The organism is Streptomyces sp. 7-21 (genome assembly GCF_016741785.1).
Taxonomy (GTDB): Bacteria; Actinomycetota; Actinomycetes; order Streptomycetales; family Streptomycetaceae; genus Streptomyces.
The window spans coordinates 238,596-256,683 of record NZ_JAERRL010000003.1 but is presented as its reverse complement, the minus strand read 5'-3'; the positions used below and the strand labels follow the sequence as shown (position 1 = coordinate 256,683).

The window sequence follows — 18,088 nt, the reverse complement described above, 5'->3', positions numbered from 1 at the left end:
CATCATGCAACGTTGGCCGGGGGCGTGGAGCGCTCAGCGGCGCCCGCCGGAACGGGGGCGGCCGGGTCGGTGAGGGCGCCGTCTTGCAGCAGCAGCACGCGGTCGGCCCACACCGCGTGCGCCGGATCGCGGGTGGTCATGAGTACGGCCTGGCCGCGTGCGGCGCGGGTGCGCAGCAGCGCGAGCACGGTGTCGGCCAGGACCGGTTCCAGGCCGGCCACGGGGTCGTCGGCGACGATCAGCGGGCGGTCGCTGACGAGGGCGCGCGCCGTGGTGACGGCGCGGCGGTGGAAGGGCGACAGCTCGCGGGGGAGCAGGTCCGCCAGGTCGGCCAGCTCGAGTTCGAGGAGGACGGAGAGGGCCATCCGGCGGGCCTCTGCGGCCGGGACACCGTCGAGGGTGGGCCGCAGGGCGATGTTCTCCGCCGCCGTCAGTGAGGGATGGAGCGCGGTGTCCGCGTGCTGCGGCACGCGGGTGACGGTGGTGCGGAGCAGCTCGGCGAGGCGCCGGTGGCCCAGGGTGGCCAGGTCGGCGCCGCCGAGGCGGACGCGGCCGCGCAGCGGCGTGGCCTGGCCGGTGGCCAGCGCCAGCAGCTGTGACTTGCCGGCGCCGGGCGGGGCCAGGACGGAGACGAACTCCCCGGCGCGGACAGTCAGGTCAGCGCCGTCGAGGGTGGGCGCGTGGATGACGCCCCGGATGGCGAGGAGCGCGGTGGGCGCGGCAGTCATGTGAAATGCCCCCTGACGATCGCGGATGGTGACGATGGTGGCGCACCAACGTGACGGCACTGTTGACGTGCGTGACGGCGGTACCCACCGGTCGTCCCGCCGCGGGGCGGGGCGGGGTGCGAGGGTCAGGCGGGGCGGAGGCGGTAGCCGACGAGGCCGATGCCGAGGCCGAAGAGCAACAGGCCGGTGCCGAACGGCAGGAGGGGGAGCAGTTCGCCGCGCGGTTCGGCGCCGGTGGCGGCGGTCTCCGGCACGGCGCGGGGCGCGTGGCGGGATGCCGCGGAGCCGGTGCCGGATTCCGGGGAAGGACCCGAACGGGCGACTGGCTCGGCCGGCTGCCGGTCCGGCTCGGGCGCCTGCTCACCGGCCGGTTCGAGAGGGCTGCCGGGGGCGGAGGAGGCGAGGCCCGCGGGGGCGCCCCGGGAGTGGTCGGATCCGGCGTGGACCGGAGCCATCGCGGCCAGGACCGTCACGATGGCCACCACGATGCCAGCAGCGCAGGCTCTCACGCTTCCGCCTCCGTCGGCGTAGGTGTCGCTTGGGATGCCCTCCCCAAGTCACCACTAGCATCACATAATCGGTCGAATCGGGCATCTCGGAGGCGTGCGCGCTGCCGGCGGCTCTCTCCCGGGGGCCGCGGCGCGTCCGGCGCTATCCGGCCACCAGCAGCAGCTTGCCGACGTGGCCGCTGGACTCCATGATGCGGTGCGCTTCGGCGGCCTGGGGCAGCGGCAGCTGGCGGTCGATGACGGGCACGACGCGCCCGGAGGCCAGCAGCGGCCAGACGTGCTCGCGCACGGCGGCGACGATCGCGGCCTTCTCCCCGGGCGGCCGGGTGCGCAGCGAGGTGGCGGAGAGGGTGCCGCGCTTGGCGAGCAGCGCGCCGAGGTGCAGCTCGCCCTTCACCCCGCCCTGGAGGCCGATCACGGCAATCCGGCCGCCGGGCGCCAGCGCCCGGACGTTGCGGGGCAGGTAGGCGGCGCCCATGATGTCGAGGATCACGTCCGCCCCGGCGCCGCCGGTGGCGCGGGTGATCTCCTCGGTGAAGTCCTGCTCCCGGTAGTTGATCAGGATGTCGGCGCCGAGCGCGGCGCAGCGGGCCAGCTTCTCGGCGCTGCCGGCGGTGACGGCGACGCGGGCGCCGAGCGCCTTGCCGAGCTGGATGGCGACCGTGCCGATGCCGCTGGCGCCGCCGTGAACGAGCAGGGTCTCACCGGGGCGCAGGCCGGCGGTCATCACGACGTTCGACCAGATGGTGGCCGTCACCTCGGGCAGCCCGGCGGCGGTCACCAGGTCGGTGCCGTCGGGGACGGGCAGCAGCTGGCCGGCCGGGACCGCGACGCGCTCGGCGTAGCCGCCGCCGGTCAGCAGGGCACAGACCTCGTCGCCTGCCGCCCAGCCGGTGACACCCGTGCCGACCTCGGCGATCCGGCCCGAGCACTCCAGGCCGGGGTAGGGCGGGGCGCCGGGCGGCGGGGGATAGTGGCCCTGGCGCTGGAGGACGTCGGCCCGGTTCACGCCGCTGGCCGTCACCTCGATGACCACCTCGCCGTCCCCGGGGGCGGGGTCCGGCACCTCAGTCCACTCCAGCACCTCGGGCGGGCCCGGCTGGCTGATCGTGATCGCATGCATGACAGCGACGGTACCGGGCGGGCCCGGTGGCACGCCCGGTGCCGTCTCAGCGGACCGGGGCGGCGGCCCGCGCCCTGCGGGCCACGGGCGTCAGCGGGAGGGTGCCGTTCCCGCTGATGCCTGCCGGCGGCTTCCGCTGCTGCCCGCTCACATTCCCTTCCGCTGCTCACCCGGGTGTACGAGGATGGCACGATGTCCGATTCAGTCTCCGCCACGGCGACCACCCGCACGCCGCGGCAGATCGCCGACGAGTACGTGGAAACCCTGTCCGATCTCGACCCGGTGCTCGCCGTCTACCTCGGCAACCGTCCCGGCTCGGACGCCCTTCCCGACTACTCCCCGGAGGGCATCGCGGCCCTTGCCGACGCTCACCGCGCCACGCTGACGGCGCTTGACGCCGCCGCCCCCGAGGGCGGGGCCGGGCTGCCGGACGACGAGCGGCGGGCGGCCCGCCTGCTCCGCGAGCGGCTGGGCGCCCAGCTGAACCTCATCGAGACCGGGGAGAAGCTCCGCGACGTCGCCGCCCTCTTCTCCCCGGCCCACCAGCTGCGGCAGGTCGTCCTGCTCATGCCCGCCAAGACCGAGGACGACTGGGCCGTCATCGCTCGCCGCCTGCGCAACCTCCCGGGCAGCGCGCGCGGGTACATCGCCTCGCTCCGCGAGGGCCTCGCCCGCGGCCTGGCCGCCGCGCCGCGCCAGGCCGAGGCGCTGCTCGCGCAGATCGACGAGTGGCTCGCCAAGGACTGGTTCCGCGACTTCGCCTCGGCGGGCCCCGACGCGCTCCGCGGCGACCTGGACCGGGCGGCGAGTGAGGCCACCGCCGGCATGGCAGAGCTGCGCGACTTCCTGCGCGACACCTACCTGCCGCACCCGGCCACCGCGGCGGCTCCCGACGGCGTCGGCCGCGACCGCTACCTCCGCCACGCCCGCCACTGGACCGGTTCCGACCTCGACCTGCAGGACGCGTACGCCTACGGCTGGGAGGAGTTCGAGCGCCTCGCCGCCGAGATGCGCGCCACCGCCGGCCTCGTCCTGCCGGGCGCCACCCCGGCCGAGGCCATGGCGCACCTGCGGACCCACGGTGAGGCCATCGAGGGCGAGGAGGAGATCCGCCGCTGGTTGCAGGCCCTGATGGAGCGGGCCACGGAGCAGCTGGCGGGCACGCACTTCGACCTGCCGGAGCCCGTCCGCCGCGTGGAGACGCACATCGCCCCGCCCGGCAGCAGCGCCGCCCCGTACTACACCCGGCCCTCGCTGGACTTCTCCCGCCCGGGCCGTACCTGGCTGCCGACGCTCGGCGCCACGCGCTTCCCCGTCTGGGACCTGGTCTCGGTCTGGTACCACGAGGGGCTGCCGGGCCATCACCTTCAGTTCGCGCACTGGGTGTACGTCAAGGACCGGCTCTCGCGCTACCAGATCGGCCCGGGCAGCGTCAGCGGGCAGACCGAGGGCTGGGCGCTGTACGCGGAGCGGCTCATGGACGAGCTGGGCTTCCTGACCAACCCGGAGTACCGGCTGGGCTACCTGTCGGAGCAGATGCTCCGGGCCATCCGCGTCATCATCGACATCGGCATGCACCTGGGGCTGCGGATCCCGGCGGGCCTGAGCTTCCACCCGGGCGAGGTGTGGACCCCGGCACTGGGCCTGGAGTTCCTCCGCGCCCACACCGGCCTGGCCGGTGACTACGCCGCATCGGAGCTGGTCCGCTACCTGGGCCGGCCCGGTCAGGCCATCAGCTACAAGCTCGGCGAGCGGGCCTGGCTCGCCGGCCGGGAGGCGGCGCGGGCGGCCGCCGCCCGCGAGGGACGCCCCTTCGACCTGAAGTCCTGGCACATGGCGGCGCTGTCCCTGGGCGCCCTCGGCCTCGACGACCTGGCCGAGGAGATCTCCGTCCTGGGCTGACCTCGCCTGACCTCGCCTGACCGGTCCAGCCCGCCCCGGCCGCCGCGCCGGGGCGGGCGCGGGGGCGGCGGGCTACGACTGGCCGCGCACGTGCAGGCCGGCCAGCAGCCGGGACGTCGCCTCGGCGACCTCCGCCACGGCGCGGTCGAAGACCTCCTGGTTGCGGGCGGCGGGGGAGCGGAAGCCGGAGACCTTGCGGACGTACTGCAAGGCCGCCGCGCGGATGTCCTCGTCCGTGACCTCGGGCGTGACCGGCGGGCGGAGCGTCTTGATGCTGCGGCACATGCCCTCAAGTGTGCGCGTCATTGTCCACGCACGCCCCGTCATCGTCCACAGCGTCCCGCCCTAGCATCGGCAGTGCCGAGCCGCGCGGCACCGGTGACGGAAGACAGCACGCTCCACACCCCCCACGACACCGGATGGAGTCCTCCCATGCGCAGGACGAGCGCACGCGTGAAGCTGATGAGTGCTGTCGCGGTGGCCACGGCGGCGGCCGTCGGCGGCCTGACCGCCTACAGCGGCAGCGCCGCGGAACCGGCCCCCACCCAGACGCTCGCCGTCGGCACCCCCGAAGGCTTCGGCGCCGGCACCACGGGCGGCGCGGGCGGCGAGGTCGTGACCGTCACGACAGCCGAGGAGCTGGCGGAGGCCGCCGCCCGCGAGGGCGCCCTCCAGATCGAAGTACGAGGCACCATCGAGCTGGACGACATGACGCGCGTCAGCTCCGACAAGACCATCACCAGCGACGGCAGCGGCCAGATCACCGGCAGCGGCCTGAACATCAGCCGCGCCGACAACGTGATCGTCCAGAACCTGACGTTTACGGGCTCGGACGACGACGGCATCAACGTCGAGTACTCGACGAACGTGTGGATCGACCACAACACGTTCAGCGGCCACAGCGACGGCGCCCTGGACATCAAGCGCGCCTCGGACAACATCACCGTGTCCTGGAACCACGCCTACAACCAGGACAAGAACATGCTGCTGGGCCACGACGACGGCAACGCCGGCGAGGACGCCAACGCCCTGCACGTCAGCTACCACCACAACTGGTTCGACGGCACCAACCAGCGCAACCCCCGGGTCCGCTTCGGCGACCCGGTGCACGTCTACAACAACTACTACAGCGACATCGGCAGCTACGGCGTCGCCTCCACCCAGGACGCCGGGGTGCTGGTCGAAGGGAACTACTTCGAGAACGTCGAGGACCCCTTCCACCTGGGCGAGGGCAACTCCGGCCCCGGTTCCCTGGTGGCCCGCGACAACGAGTTCGTGAACTCCGGCACGGGCGTAACCGGCGGTTCCGTGAGCGACCCGCCGTACAGCTACACCCTCGACCCGGCCGCCGACGTGAAGGCGATCGTCACCGGCGGCGCCGGGGCAGGCAACCTGTAAGCCGTCCCGCCCAGCCCTTCCGCCCGGACCGGCCGGGGCGCGTCCGGGCGCGAGGCTTGTTTGGTCATGGACACGCCAGTATCGTCCTCGTCACATGCGTTTCGGATATGAGCGAGGCATCCCCCATGGCGGAACGCGGGCGGCGGCCGACGATCGGCCTGATCACGGCCAACATCCACCTCGGCGTGGGCCCCACCCTCTGGTCCGGCGTCCTCGCCGCGGCCGAGCGCCATGACGTCAGCGTCCTCTGCTTCCCCGGCGACGCCCTCCGCCCCGGCGGCGCGCCCCGCAACGCCGTCTACGACCTGGTGGGCCCGCACCGCGGCCCGCTCCGCCTCGACGGCGCCATCTGCTGGACCTCCACCCTCGGCCTGCCCACCGCGGGCGAGCGCGCCCAGGCCCTCACCGAGCGCCTGGCCGGCCTCCCCGTCATCAGCCTCAACCGCCCGCTCGGCCCGCACGAAACGCTCCGCATGGACTCCTACTCCGGCATGCGGAAGGCCATCAGCCACCTCATCCGCGACCACGGCCGCCGCCGCGTCGCCTGCCTGCGCGGCCCGCTCGCCAGCCCCGTCGCCGTCGACCGCTTCCGCGCCTACACCGACGCCCTCGCCCGCCACCGCATCCCGTACGACCGCTCCCGCGTCGCCGCCTCCGTCGACTACGCCAACGGCGCGGGCGCCTCCGCCATGCGCGTCCTGGTCGATGTGCGCGGCCTGCGGCCCGGCACGGACTTCGACGCCGTCGTCGCGTGCAGCGACGTCCTGGCCGCCGACGCGCTGCGCTTCCTGACCGAGCGCGGCGTCCGCGTGCCCGACGACGTGGCGCTGATCAGCTTCAACGACTCGCTGGAGGCGCGGCTGAGCGACCCGCCCCTCACCTCCGTCGCCCTGCCGTTCGCCGAACTCGGCGGACTCGCCGTCGACACCCTCCTGGCCCGGCTGCGCGGCGAGCGGCCCCCCGCCGCCCGCGCCGTCTCCGGCACCCTCGTCACCCGACGCTCCTGCGGCTGCCCCTCAGCCCTGACGGCCCAGGCCACCGACGGGCCCGGCGCGGCGCCACCGCCGCTGCCCCGGTCCGCCGCCGCGCTGACCGCCGCGCTCCGCGCCGACGCGCGCGACGGCGGTGTGACCTTCCTGCACACGCTGGAGAGCCACCTCGGCGGCTGGGTGCGTGACGTCGAGGACGCCGCCGCCTGGGACCGCGCCCTGCTCGGGCTGCGCACCACCGTGCTGCCGACGCTGCCGCCCCACGCCCGCCCGCACGCCGAGCGGCTCGTCGGCCAGGCCCGCCTGATGATCGCGGACAAGTCCTACCGCCTGCTGGAGTACGAACGCTGGGCCCGCGAGCAGGAGTCGCGCCGCCTGCGCGCCCTCGGCACCACCCTCACCACCGCCGTCGATCCGGGCGCCATTACCGCCGCGCTCGACCGCCACCTGCCGGGCCTCGACGTTCCCGGCTGCACGCTCCTGCTGCCGGGCAGCGACGCCACCGGGCCGCCAGCTACCGACACCGGGACCGGCGCCGGGAGCATGGTGGCCGCCGCGGACGCCGACGCCCTGTACGCGCGCCTGCCACGCGACCGCCGCTTCACCGCCGTGCTGGAAACCCTGCACATCGGCGGCGAGCACCTCGGCTTCGCCCTCTTCGACGCCGGCCCGCTCCCGGCCGCCGCGCGCCACGGCGCGCTCTTCCGGGCGCTCGGCGACCAGATCAGCGCCGCGCTCAAGGGCGCGCACCTGTTCACCGAGGTGCGCCGGGCCCGCGACGCCGCCGAACAGGCCAGCCAGTTCAAGACCCGCGTCCTGGGCAACGCCACCGGCGAACTGCGCACCCCCGTCGAGGCCATCCTGCGGCGCTGCACCGACCCGGAGATCCGGCAGCAGGCGTCCACGCTGCTGCGTCTGATCGACGACCTGCTTGAGCTGTCCCGCTCCCAGACCGACGCCCTCGGCCTCTCGCCCCGCCTGCTCGACCCGCGCCCGCTGCTCGCCGAGGCGGCCCGCGCCCCGGCCGGCGGGCACCCGCCGGCCCGGCTCGCGCTGCCCGAACGGCTCCCGGCTGTGCGCGCCGATCCCCAGCGGCTCACGCAGCTGCTGCACACCCTGCTCGCCGCCGCACCCGGCGGCGACCGGGACCGCGACAAGGGCGGCGGCAGGAACGGCGGCAGGGGCGGCGGCAGGAACGGCGGCACCGTACTCGCCGCCGAGACGCTGCCCGCCGCCCTGCGCGTCACCGTCGCCTCGCCGTCGCTGCGGGTCCCGCCCGGTGAGGAGGAGCACCTCTTCCAGCCGTTCGCCTCCGGCGGGCCCGGCACCCGCCTCGGCCTGGCCGTCGCCCGCCGCCTCGCCGTCCTGCACGGCGGCACCCTGACGTTCGAACGGCTCGGCACCGGCGGCGTCTTCTGCCTCGACCTGCCGCTGCCCACGCCGGCCGGGCCGGCCCCGCCGGCCGTCCCGCCGAGCAGCGCACCGGCCCCCGGGCGCACCGTCCTGGTCGCCGCGGGCGGCACCGGCCCGCCCCGCGAGCTCACCGCGCTCGCCCGCCGCGAGGGCCTGCGGCTGCGGGTGCTGCACCCCGACGACGACACCGCCTCGCTCACCGCGGGCCCGCCGCCCGCCGCCGTCGCGTGGGACGCCAGCGAGGCGTCCGACGAGGAGTGGCCGCACGTCACCCGGCTCCACAGCCACCCGGCGCTGCGTCATACGCCGTTCCACCTCTACGGCCCCGTCACCGGCGAGACCCTGGAGGACGCCCTGCGGGCGCTGCGCCCCTCCGGGCTCGCCGCTCCCGCCGTCCTCGCCGACGGTTCAGCGTCCTCCCGCGAGCGCTGGCGGCGCACGCTCACCGACGTGCTCCCCGGGCGGACCGTGCGGGCCGCCCCGGACGGCACCACCGCCTGCGCGCTGTTCGCGGACGACCCGCCGGAACTGCTCATCACCGACCTGACGCTGCCCGACATGGACGGCCTCGACCTCGTCGAGCGCCTCAGCGAGATCACCGGTCAGCCCCACCTCCCCGCCCTGATCCTCAGCTCGCGCGGCTTCACCTCAGCCGACGCGGAACGGGCCGAGCAGCACAACGGGGTCGTGCTGCTCGGCCGCGACATCCTCACCGAGGCCGAGACCGCCCGACTGCTGCGCGCCATGCTGGAACGCGCCCGGCGCGGCGACCCGGCCGCCCAGCGGTCGCACGCCCCGGTGCGCCACGCCCTGGCGTTCCTCGAACAGCACTACCGGCACCGCTTCTCCCGCTGGCAGGTCGCGCAGGCCGCGGGCATCAGCGAGGACCACCTCGGCCGCCTGTTCCACCGCGAGATCGGCGTGACGCTCTGGGAGTACCTGACGCGGCTGCGGATCAGCCGCGCCAAGGAACGGCTGGCCCGCAGCGACGACAGCGTGCAGGCCATCGCCCGCGCGGTCGGCTTCCACGACCGGGCGTACTTCAGCCGCGTCTTCCGCAAGGTCACCGGCGTCGCCCCGCACGCCTACCGCGACGCGGACGCCGCCGCCCGCTGAACCGGAGAACCGGGGTGCGGGCCAGACCTCGGCCCGTTACGTGCCGGTGCGTGACCGAACGAGAGCCGGCTGGATGGCGCGGGACGCACCGTGAGAACTGGGACGACCGCGTGCGGATCCACGCGGCCAGCGCCTGCGACGACCTGCCGGGCTTCCGCGCCGGGCGCTCCACGCTGCGCTCCTTCGAGCGGGCGGAGACCGGCGACGTGACGGGGCGTGTCTGGTCCACCTCCAGTGCCACCTGGGGCAGGAACCCTCTCCTGGGCGCGGCTCGGCGCCCGCGCCGCCCGGCGGCGGCACCAGCCTCACCAGTAGACGACGACCTTGTCGCCGACGTTCACCTCGTCGAACAGCGCGGCGATGGCCGCCTCGTCGCGCACGTTGACGCAGCCGTGCGAGGCGCCGTTGTAGCCGTTGGCGGCGAAGTCCTCCGAGTAGTGCACGGCCTGGCCGCCGTCGAAGAACATCGCGTACGGCATCGGCGAGTCGTACAGCGTCGAGACGTGGTCGCGCGACTTCCAGTAGACCTCGAACTCGCCCTCGCGCGTCGGGGTCTCCTCGGCGCCGAAGCGGACGTCCATGGTCGTCTGGATTTCACCGTCGATGACCCAGGACAGGGTCCGGGTCGTCTTCGACACGCACAGCACCCGCCCGGTCAGGCACCGCTCGTCGAGCTCCTGCGCGGGCTCGGCTTCCGGCACGTCCAGCGGCGGGTACATCTCCTCCTCGGTCGGCTGCGCGGTCTCGCTGGTCAGCGCCGACCAGGTGTCCTCGTAGACCGTGCCGGTGGCCTCAAGGCCCGCCGCGCTCTGGTAGGCGCTGACGGCGGTGGCGGTGACGTCGCCGTAGTAGCCCGTCGGGTTCTGCGTGAAGTGGCCGAGCTGGGCCAGGCGGGCCTGGAGTTCGCGCACCTGCTCGGACTGCTGGCCGTAGTCCAGCACCGGCTCCGGCGGGTACATCTCGTCGTGGGTGGGGGTCTCGGTCTCGCTGGTCAGCGCGTCCCAGGTGGACGCGAAGACGGTGCCGGAGATGTCGAGGCCGGCGGCCCGCTGGTACTCGGAGACGGCTCCGAACGTCACGTCGCCGTAGAAGCCGGTGGGCTGGGCCGTGAAGTGGCCGAGCTGGGCCAGGCGGGCCTGGAGTTCGCGCACCTGCTCGGAGGTCTGCCCGCGCTCCAGCACGATCTCCTCGGCCGGCTCGGCGTCCTCCTCGGCCGCTTCCCCGGAGCCGTCATCCCGCTGCTGCGCGGCGGGGTCGGCGTCCCGGCCGCCGCGGCCGGAGTCCTGGTCCTGGGCGCAGCCGGCGAGCAGCGCCGCGGCCGCCAGCACGGACACGACGGGCAGGCGCTTCATGCATCCCCCTGGTCGATCTGGGCGTCAGTGGATCTCACAGTAAAGATGCGCGATTCCGCCAGAATGTTGCGGATCTTTTCATAACGATTCCGTCATCACACCGGACCCGGCCGCACCTGGCGGGCGGTCAGCGCAGCAGCGACCGCACCGCGGCTACGGTGTCGGCGTCACCGGCCCGTTTGTCCTCGCGGTAGCGCACGACACGCGCGAACCGGAGCGTGACTCCTTCGGGGTAGCGGGTCGAACGCTGCACGCCGTCGCACGCCACCTCCACCACCAGTTCGGGCCGTACCCGCACGCCCCCGGGGAACTGGTGCGTCGTCAGCTCCCCCAGCCGCTCGGTCTGCCACCGGAGCGTCTCGTCGGTCAGCCCCTTGAACGTCTTCCCCAGCATCGCGAAGGAGCCGTCGTCCCGCCGCGCCCCCAGGTGGAGATTGGACAGCGTGCCGCGCCGCCGCCCGTGCCCCCACTCGGCCGCCAGCACGACGAGGTCGAAGGTGTGCACGGGTTTGACCTTCAGCCAGCTGGCCCCGCGCCGGCCCGCCACGTACGCCGCGTCAAGCGCCTTGACCACGACGCCCTCGTGACCGCGTGCCAGTACCTCGGCGGCGAACTCCCGCGCCGCGCGCCGCTGCCCGGCGTCGGCCGGGTCGGCCACCACCACGCGTCGCACCCGGCGCGGCTTCGGCGCCAGCCGCGCCAGCTCCGCGTGGCGCCGCGCCGCTGGCAGGTCCAGCAGATCCCGCCCGTCCACGCTCAGCACGTCGAAGAACACCGGCGTCAGCGGCAGCCCGCCCGCCGCCGCCACCCGCCCCGACGTCTCCTGGAACGGCCTCGGCCAGCCGTCCTCGGCCAGCGCGATCACCTCGCCGTCCAGCACCGCCCGCTCCGCCCGCAGCTCCCGCGCCGCCGCCCGCACCTCCGGCAGCCGCCCGCCGATCTCCTCCAGCGTCCTGGTGTAGACCCGCACGTCCGCCGCGCCGGGGCCGCCGACGTGCACCTGGATGCGGATGCCGTCGAGCTTCTCCTCCACCGCGCACGGCCCGAGCCGGTCCACCGCCTCATCCAGGCTGGCCGCGGACCGTGCCAGCATCGGCTGCACCGGCCTGCCGACCTGGAGCCGGAACGCCCCGAGCGCGGCCGGGCCGCCGGCCAGCAGCTCCCGCGCGACCGCCCCCAGCGAACCGCCGAGCATCACCGCGCGCCGCACCTCGGCGGGCGCCGCGCCCGTCGCCGCCGCCAGGCCCTCGGCGGCCAGCGCCTCCAGGGCCCCCTGCCGCAGCTCCCCGCCGATGAGCCGTACCAGGAAGTCCTGCTCGGCGGCGGTGGCGCGGGCCATCAGCCCGGCCAGCAGCCGCCGCCGCTCGGCGTCCGCGCCGGGCCCGGAGACAGCGGCGATCCGCGCCAGCTCCCGGTCGGTGTCGCGGACCGTCAGCGTGGCGCGCGGCGCGGGCGGCGGCAGCTGGGCCAGCGCCCGCCAGCCGATGCCGGTGCGCCGCTGCGGCAGCCGCCCGGCGAGGTAGGTGATGACGACCGGCGCCTCGTCCGGCTCGGTCGCGGCGAACAGCCGCCCCAGCGCGGCGATCTTCGCTGACCGCGCCGGACTGGCCGCGACCTCGCGCGATGTCCCGGCCAGTTCGGACAGCAGCATGCCCTCATGATCCACGAAAGGGATGATGATCACCGGAATTCCTGCTCCGTCCGATTCGGCGGGTAGCATGCCTGATCGGATCTGACAGCTGGGTGAGGGGGCTACACGGCTACATCGAAGAGGTGATGTTGTGGTGTTCAAGCGCCGGTCGCAGCGGCACACGGGACGGTGGTCGGCAAGGAGGGCCGCGCGCGGGACACAGCCCAGGAACCAGGCGCCGCCGATCCCCGCGGGCGCCGGGCGCGTCGCCTGCGAGGTGATCGACCCCGTCGGCCTGCCGATGCGCGCGGACGTCGCCGTCATCGCCGCCGATGGCCGGCAGGTGGCGCGCGGTTGCAGCGACCCGTTCGGGCTGTACCAGGCCACCGTGCCGCCCGGCGACTACCAGCTGGCCGTCAGCGCCGAGGGGTTCCAGCCGCGCCGCACACCGGTGCGCATCACCGAGCGCGACTACGCGGCGGCCGGCCCGATCCAGCTGGACATCGCCCCGCAGCCGCCGCTGCCTTCCCCGGGCCGCTGGGACCTCGACCCGGCCCACACCGCCATCCGCTTCGTCGCCCGCCACATCGGACTGGGCGACGTGCACGGGCGGTTCAACCGTTTCCAGGGCTCGGTGTGGATCGGCGACCCGGTGACGTCCTCGCGGCTGGAGGTGCTCATCGACGCCGCCAGCATCGACACCGGCGTCCAGGCGCGCGACGACCACCTGCGGTCGCCGGACTTCCTCGACGTCCACACCTACCCGCACCTGCGGTTCAGCGCCGACCGCTTCACCCACCGCGGCGGCAACCGGTGGACCGTCGCCGGCGTCCTCGGCCTCCACGGCGTCTCCCGCACGGTGCGGCTGGACACCGTCTACCTCGGCACCGGCACCGGCATGGACGGCGAGACCCGCGCCGCCTGCCGGGCCACCACCGAGCTGCACCGCGAGGACTACACCCTCAACTGGCGCAAGATGCTCGCCGCCGGCATCGCCGTCGTCGGCCCCACCGTCCGCGTGGAGCTGGACATCCAGGCGATACGCGCCGAGAGTTAGGGCACATGGGGCGTGAGGCGGTGCTGCCGGACGGGGTCCGGCTGGCGTACGAGCTGACGGAAGGCCGCACCGGGCGGCGTGAGCCGCTGGTGTACGCCCATGGCCTCTTCGGCAGCCGCGCGGCCGACGACGAGTCCCAGCTGGTCGACTGGCACGCCGTCACGCGCCGGACCGGCCACCGCCTCCTGCGCTACGACGCCCGCGCCCACGGCGAGTCCACCGGCCGCCCGGACCCGGCCGACTACACCTACCCGGTGCTGGCGGCGGACCTGCTCGCCCTGCTCGACCGGCTCGGCGCGACCGGGCCCGTCGCCGCCGCCGGTGCCTCCATGGGGTGCGCGACCGTGCTGACCGCCGCCGTGCGCGCCCCGGAGCGCTTCTCCCGGCTCGTGCTGCTGATCCCGCCCACCGCTTGGGACACGCGCCCCGAGCAGGCCACCGCCTACCGGCGGCTGGCCGCCCTCACCGAGCGGCACGGCGTTCCCGCGCTGACCGCCGCGCTCGCGGCCGGCCCCGCGCCCGCCTGGCGCCGGGACGCCGCCGGCCCGGCGCCCGCGCCGTCTATCGTGCCGCCGCTGCTGCCCGCCGTGCTGCGCGGCGTCGCCGCCACCGACCTGCCGGCGCCCGCCGACCTGGCGGCGCTGACGCAGCCCACGCTGATCCTGGCCTGGGACGACGACCCGGGACACCCCCGGGCCACCGCCGAGCGCCTCGCCGCGCTGCTGCCCGCCGCCGAGCTGCACCTCGCCCGCGACGCCGCGGCGTTCGCCACCTGGGGCGACCGCGCCGCCCGCTTCCTCGCCGGGGACCCGGCGTAACCGGCGGACGCTGCGGCCGTCACGGCGGTCCGGCGGCCCCGCTCCAGGGGCGCGGCGCGCCGTCCGCGCCGTCCGCGCCGTCCGCGCAGGCGAAGCGGCGCGTCAGGGCGGCCAGCGGCGGCAGCGCCAGGCACGCCAGCGCCGTGGCGAACAGCCAGCCCGCCAGCACGTCCGTCGCCCAGTGCACCCCCAGGTACACCCGGCTGTACCCGACCGCCAGCGCCCACACCGCCGGCAGCGCCACCGCCAGCACCCGGGCGCGGCGCGAGCGGCAGCGCGCCAGCAGCGCCGCCGCCAGCCCGGCGGCGGCCAGCGCCGAGGTGGCCGTGTGCCCGGACGGCATCGCGGGCCCGTGGGCGTGCAGCGCCATCACCGCCGCCGGCGGCCTGGGCCGGTCCAGCAGGCTGACCAGCCCCCAGCGGAGCGCCTGGCCGGTCAGCAGCGCGATAGCCCCGGCCGCCGCACCCGGCAGCCAGGCCCGCCAGCGCGGCGATCCCACCGCGAGCGCGCCGGCGACGGCGGCGGCCGCCAGGGGCGGCGCGCCGCTGCCGCTGTGCGTGATCACCGTGAAGACGTCCTCGCCGCCCGGCGTGCGGTGGTCCAGGGCCCAGCGCAGCGCGTCGCGGTCCACCGGGAACGGGCCGCCGCCGCGGGCCGCCACCCACAGCATCAGCGCCGCCAGCCCGGCGGCGGCCACCGCCGCGACGGCGAGCGGCAGCGTCCCGGGCCGGGCCGGGCGGGGAGCCGGGGGGAGGCGCGGCATGGCGGGCAGCCTAGCGGCGCGGCGGGCGGGCGCCCGGCAGCTACACCCGGCGCACCCTCACGTCGGCCCGGCGCACGTACGCCACCCGGTGGCCCAGCTGGATCTGGAGGTACTCCTCGCCGCGCACCACGCGGTGGTGGGAGGGGTCGAAGGTGACGGCGTAGAAGTACTCGCTGGCCGTCACCAGCCCCACCGGGTATTCCTGGTCCGCCGGGATCTCGTAGACCAGCGGGGAGACCTCCTGCACCGGCACGTCCTCGGGATAGGCCGCCGCCTCCGGGTAGGCCCGGCCGTACACGGGGATGACCGCGGCCCCCGGGCGGCCGGTGGCGACCAGCCCGTGCCCGCGCACCGAGACCGGCGCGTCGTCCGGGTCGTGGAACCACGCCCGCTGGCCCAGGTACCAGATGGCCGTCCAGTCCCCCTGCCGGCCGGCGTACGCGTAGCGCTGCCCGGCGGTGGCGCGCGCGCCGACGTCGTTGACGCCGGTGGAGGACTCGCCGTCGCCGTCCGGGTGGGTGCCGACGTCCCGCACCAGGGGCGCGTCGTGCGCGGGAGCGGCGTGCAGGCGCACCGCCGAGGAGCCGTGCGGGGCGCACGCGCCGCCCGCCTCGCCGCAGTCGTCGAACGAGGGGCGGTTGGTGTCGTAGTCGGGCGCGATGGTGACGACGCCGGAGCGGGCATCGTCGCGCGGGCCCGCCGCGGCCCGCGGGAAGGGGGCGCCCAGCAGCGTGAAGTAGTGCGCCCAGTCCCAGTAGGGGCCCGGATCGGTGTGCATGCCCGGGATGGACTCGGTCACGGTCCCGGGCACGTTGTCGTGGCCGATGATGTGGTCGCGGTCGAGCGGGATGTCGTACCGCCGGGCCAGGTAGCGCACGAGCCGGGCCGAGGCGCGGTACATCGCCTCCGTGTACCAGGCGTCGGGGTCGGTCACGAAGCCCTCGTGTTCCAGGCCGATGGAGGTGGCGTTGACGTACCAGTTGCCCGCGTGCCAGCCGACGTCCTTGGTCGCCAGGTGCTGGGCGATGTGCCCGTCCGCTGACCGCAGGCTGTAGTGCCAGGAGACGTACTCGGGGTCGCGCACCAGGTCGAGGGTGGTGTCCCAGTCGGCCTCGGTGTCGTGGATGACGATGTAGTTGATCTGCTGCGAGTGCGGCCGGTCGGCTTTGTCGTGGTTGCCGTAGTCGCCGTCGCCGAGGGAGACGTACGGCGCGGGCAGCCACTCGCAGGACACGGACGGCGGCGCCTCGACGTGCGGGTCGCGCTCCCCGCCGGGCCGCTGCTCCGCCGCGACCGCCACGGGATCCAGCACCAGCCGCTGTCCCTCGTCGGTGACCCGCTCGGCGCCGGTGGCGAGCACGGCGAACACGTCGTCAGCGAAGACCTCGGCGGCCCGCCCGCTGCCCGTGTACGCGAACGCCGCGACCGCGTCGCGCCAGGCCGCCGGGTCCTCGCTGAGCGGGCGTCCCAGCTCCCGCTGGGCCTGGGCCAGCAGTGCCGCGCCGCCGTGGACGTTGGCCGCGCTGCTGGCGCGCAGCTCCTCGGCGGGCAGCCCGGTCAGCGCGGCGGCCCGGCTCAGCGTCCGCGCGCCCGCCGGGAGCAGCCGCTCCTCGGCGGGGTGCGGAACGGCGCGGGGCGCGCGGCGCAGCGGACGCGCCGGGTCGCCGCGCCGGTCGCCGGCGGGCCGCGGCCCCAGCCGCCGGGCGCACAGCGCGTGGGCGGCGTCGGTGAGATGCATCGGGCCGTAGCCGCCCGCGACGCTGGCGGCGCCGTGGTGGCCGTCCCAGCGTGACTGCGCGTACGAGACGGCCAGCAGCACGCTGACCGGCACGCCGTGGCGGGCGGCGGCTTCCTCGAACGCTGCCTGAAGGTCCGTCGAGGCGGCGGACGACGGCCGCTGCGCCGGAACGGTGCGGGCGGCGGCGGTGCCGGCCGGCAGCAGCGCCTCGTGGCCGAGGGCGGCGACGGTGGCGGCGCCGGCGGAGGCGGCGCGCAGCACGGTGCGGCGGCTGTGGGGTGACGGCACGGGGACCTCCTGCGGGGCGGGGCGACTGGGCGGGGGCGTCCTCTGGCCTAACCGCTGGCTGCCGCCGCGTCAATGCGTGTGACACGGCGGGGTGTTGCGTGTCGCGGCGCGCTGCGGTGACGGCCCGTCGGCCACTCGCCCGAGGCGGTTCCCACTCGATCGGGCGATGACGGGTGGACAGGCCGTCGCGGGCGGCGGACGGTTGCCGTATGACGCTTGCGCGCCCGCCGATGGCCCGGCTCACGTCCGCCCTCGCCGCCCTCGCCGCCGCCGTGGGGGTGGCCGCCGGGCCGGCGGCGCCGCCCGCGCTGGCCGCCGACCGCTGGACGGGCGGCACCGCGAGCACGGTCGGCAGGATCATCTGGGACGCGGGGAACGGCCAGCTCGGCTACTGCTCGGGGGCCATCGTGGACGCGCCCAACGGCAGCGTCGTGGCCACCGCGGCCCACTGCCTGCGCACCCCCGACCACCCGTCACCGCCCGCCGACGCCTGGTTCGTGCCCGCCTACGACCACGGTCTGAGCAGCTACCAGCGCGACGGCTGGCGCATCACCGCGCACCACACGCCCGAAGAGTGGGACGTCAGCCGCGAGATGCCGGCGATCCTGCCGCATGACTACGCGTTCGTCACCGTCGAGGAGAAGGACGGCAGGACGATCCAGGAGCGGCACGGCGCCAACCGGCTGGCGTTCGAGCCGGTGCCCGAGGGCGAGGACGTGCAGGTGCTCGGCTACCCGGCGGTGGAGCCGTACGACGGGGAGTCGCTGCGGTACTGCGCTGGGGTGACCACCGTGCTGCGCGAGGGCCAGGCCGAGGCGGCCAACGCCGGCGGCCTGCTGCTGGAGAACTGCGATCTCACCGCCGGGTCGAGCGGCGGGCCGTGGCTGACGGGCTTCGATCCGGCCACCGAGTCCGGCACCGTCGTCGCCGTGATGTCCGTGGGCAGCGGGAAGGGCCATGTCGTCGGCCGCCCCTTCCCGGCCACGGCCCGGACCCTGCTGGAGCGCGCGGGCGCCCCGGCGTCCTGACCGCCTGCCGGGCCAGGCGCACCGCTGCGGCGAGCGGGAGGTGCCCGGCCCCCAGCCGGCGGCCCCGAGGAGAGCCTGCCCCGGAGAGCGGCTGTTCCGTTCGCGGCGGCGTGCCCCGGCGGAAGCGGAGACGGTCTGCTGCGCCCGCACGCGGACCAGCGCACCGGCGATCCCCCGTATCCCTCCCTTGAGTGGAATAGACTCAACTTATCGCACGTTGCCTATGGCAGAGATAC

The 18,088-nt window shown here is 75.5% G+C and carries 14 protein-coding genes; 6 read left to right on the top strand and 8 right to left on the bottom strand.

Annotated features, from left to right (window positions below; genetic code table 11):
- Positions 1–2: 2 nt before the first annotated feature.
- The 3 genes from JK356_RS04995 to JK356_RS04985 form a co-directional block, all read right to left on the bottom strand.
- Positions 3–728 carry an ATP-binding cassette domain-containing protein gene (locus tag JK356_RS04995; RefSeq protein ID WP_201866294.1) on the bottom strand — a complete coding sequence of 242 codons (726 nt, stop codon included), beginning with the start codon at positions 726–728 and terminating at the stop codon, positions 3–5.
- A 125-nt stretch (positions 729–853) separates the two neighbouring features.
- The gene (locus JK356_RS04990) at positions 854–1,237 is read right to left on the bottom strand and encodes a hypothetical protein (protein ID WP_201866293.1); all 384 of its coding nucleotides are present in this window, start codon (positions 1,235–1,237) and stop codon (positions 854–856) included.
- 142 nt (positions 1,238–1,379) lie between these two features.
- A complete protein-coding gene (locus tag JK356_RS04985) occupies positions 1,380–2,360 on the bottom strand; it encodes an NAD(P)H-quinone oxidoreductase (RefSeq protein ID WP_201866292.1) in 981 nt (326 codons plus the stop codon).
- Between the two features lie 192 nt (positions 2,361–2,552).
- On the opposite strand from JK356_RS04985, the gene JK356_RS04980 reads away from it, so the two are divergent.
- The gene (locus tag JK356_RS04980) at positions 2,553–4,262 is read left to right on the top strand and encodes a DUF885 domain-containing protein (RefSeq protein ID WP_201866291.1); all 1,710 of its coding nucleotides are present in this window, start codon (positions 2,553–2,555) and stop codon (positions 4,260–4,262) included.
- Positions 4,263–4,334: 72 nt separating this feature from the next.
- On the opposite strand, the gene JK356_RS04975 is transcribed toward JK356_RS04980, so the two are convergent.
- The gene (locus tag JK356_RS04975; RefSeq protein WP_201866290.1) at positions 4,335–4,547 is read right to left on the bottom strand and encodes a DUF2277 domain-containing protein; all 213 of its coding nucleotides are present in this window, start codon (positions 4,545–4,547) and stop codon (positions 4,335–4,337) included.
- 147 nt (positions 4,548–4,694) lie between these two features.
- On the opposite strand from JK356_RS04975, the gene JK356_RS04970 reads away from it, so the two are divergent.
- Positions 4,695–5,660 (top strand): polysaccharide lyase family 1 protein, encoded by a 966-nt coding sequence (locus tag JK356_RS04970; RefSeq protein ID WP_201866289.1) that lies wholly within the window; start codon positions 4,695–4,697, stop codon positions 5,658–5,660.
- 107 nt (positions 5,661–5,767) lie between these two features.
- A complete protein-coding gene (locus JK356_RS04965) occupies positions 5,768–9,178 on the top strand; it encodes a substrate-binding domain-containing protein (RefSeq protein WP_201866288.1) in 3,411 nt (1,136 codons plus the stop codon).
- Between the two features lie 305 nt (positions 9,179–9,483).
- On the opposite strand, the gene JK356_RS04960 is transcribed toward JK356_RS04965, so the two are convergent.
- Both JK356_RS04960 and JK356_RS04955 read right to left on the bottom strand, forming a co-directional pair.
- A complete protein-coding gene (locus tag JK356_RS04960; protein WP_201866287.1) occupies positions 9,484–10,530 on the bottom strand; it encodes a peptidoglycan-binding protein in 1,047 nt (348 codons plus the stop codon).
- 127 nt (positions 10,531–10,657) lie between these two features.
- Positions 10,658–12,181 carry an ATP-dependent DNA ligase gene (locus JK356_RS04955; protein WP_201866441.1) on the bottom strand — a complete coding sequence of 508 codons (1,524 nt, stop codon included), beginning with the start codon at positions 12,179–12,181 and terminating at the stop codon, positions 10,658–10,660.
- A gap of 133 nt (positions 12,182–12,314) precedes the next feature.
- Here JK356_RS04955 and JK356_RS04950 point away from each other — a divergent pair, with 133 nt between their 5' ends.
- Both JK356_RS04950 and JK356_RS04945 read left to right on the top strand, forming a co-directional pair.
- Positions 12,315–13,217 (top strand): YceI family protein, encoded by a 903-nt coding sequence (locus JK356_RS04950; protein WP_307815408.1) that lies wholly within the window; start codon positions 12,315–12,317, stop codon positions 13,215–13,217.
- A 5-nt stretch (positions 13,218–13,222) separates the two neighbouring features.
- Complete coding sequence (locus JK356_RS04945) at positions 13,223–14,035, top strand: alpha/beta fold hydrolase (RefSeq protein ID WP_201866286.1); 813 nt, start codon at positions 13,223–13,225, stop codon at positions 14,033–14,035.
- Between the two features lie 19 nt (positions 14,036–14,054).
- On the opposite strand, the gene JK356_RS04940 is transcribed toward JK356_RS04945, so the two are convergent.
- Together JK356_RS04940 and JK356_RS04935 are read right to left on the bottom strand one after the other, a co-directional pair.
- Complete coding sequence (locus tag JK356_RS04940; RefSeq protein ID WP_201866285.1) at positions 14,055–14,798, bottom strand: phosphatase PAP2 family protein; 744 nt, start codon at positions 14,796–14,798, stop codon at positions 14,055–14,057.
- Between the two features lie 40 nt (positions 14,799–14,838).
- Positions 14,839–16,824: an N-acetylmuramoyl-L-alanine amidase gene (locus tag JK356_RS04935; RefSeq protein WP_307815407.1), complete on the bottom strand. Its 1,986-nt coding sequence runs from the start codon at positions 16,822–16,824 to the stop codon at positions 14,839–14,841.
- A gap of 209 nt (positions 16,825–17,033) precedes the next feature.
- Here JK356_RS04935 and JK356_RS04930 point away from each other — a divergent pair, with 209 nt between their 5' ends.
- The gene (locus tag JK356_RS04930) at positions 17,034–17,852 is read left to right on the top strand and encodes a serine protease (protein ID WP_201866284.1); all 819 of its coding nucleotides are present in this window, start codon (positions 17,034–17,036) and stop codon (positions 17,850–17,852) included.
- The last annotated feature ends 236 nt before the right edge of the window (positions 17,853–18,088 follow it).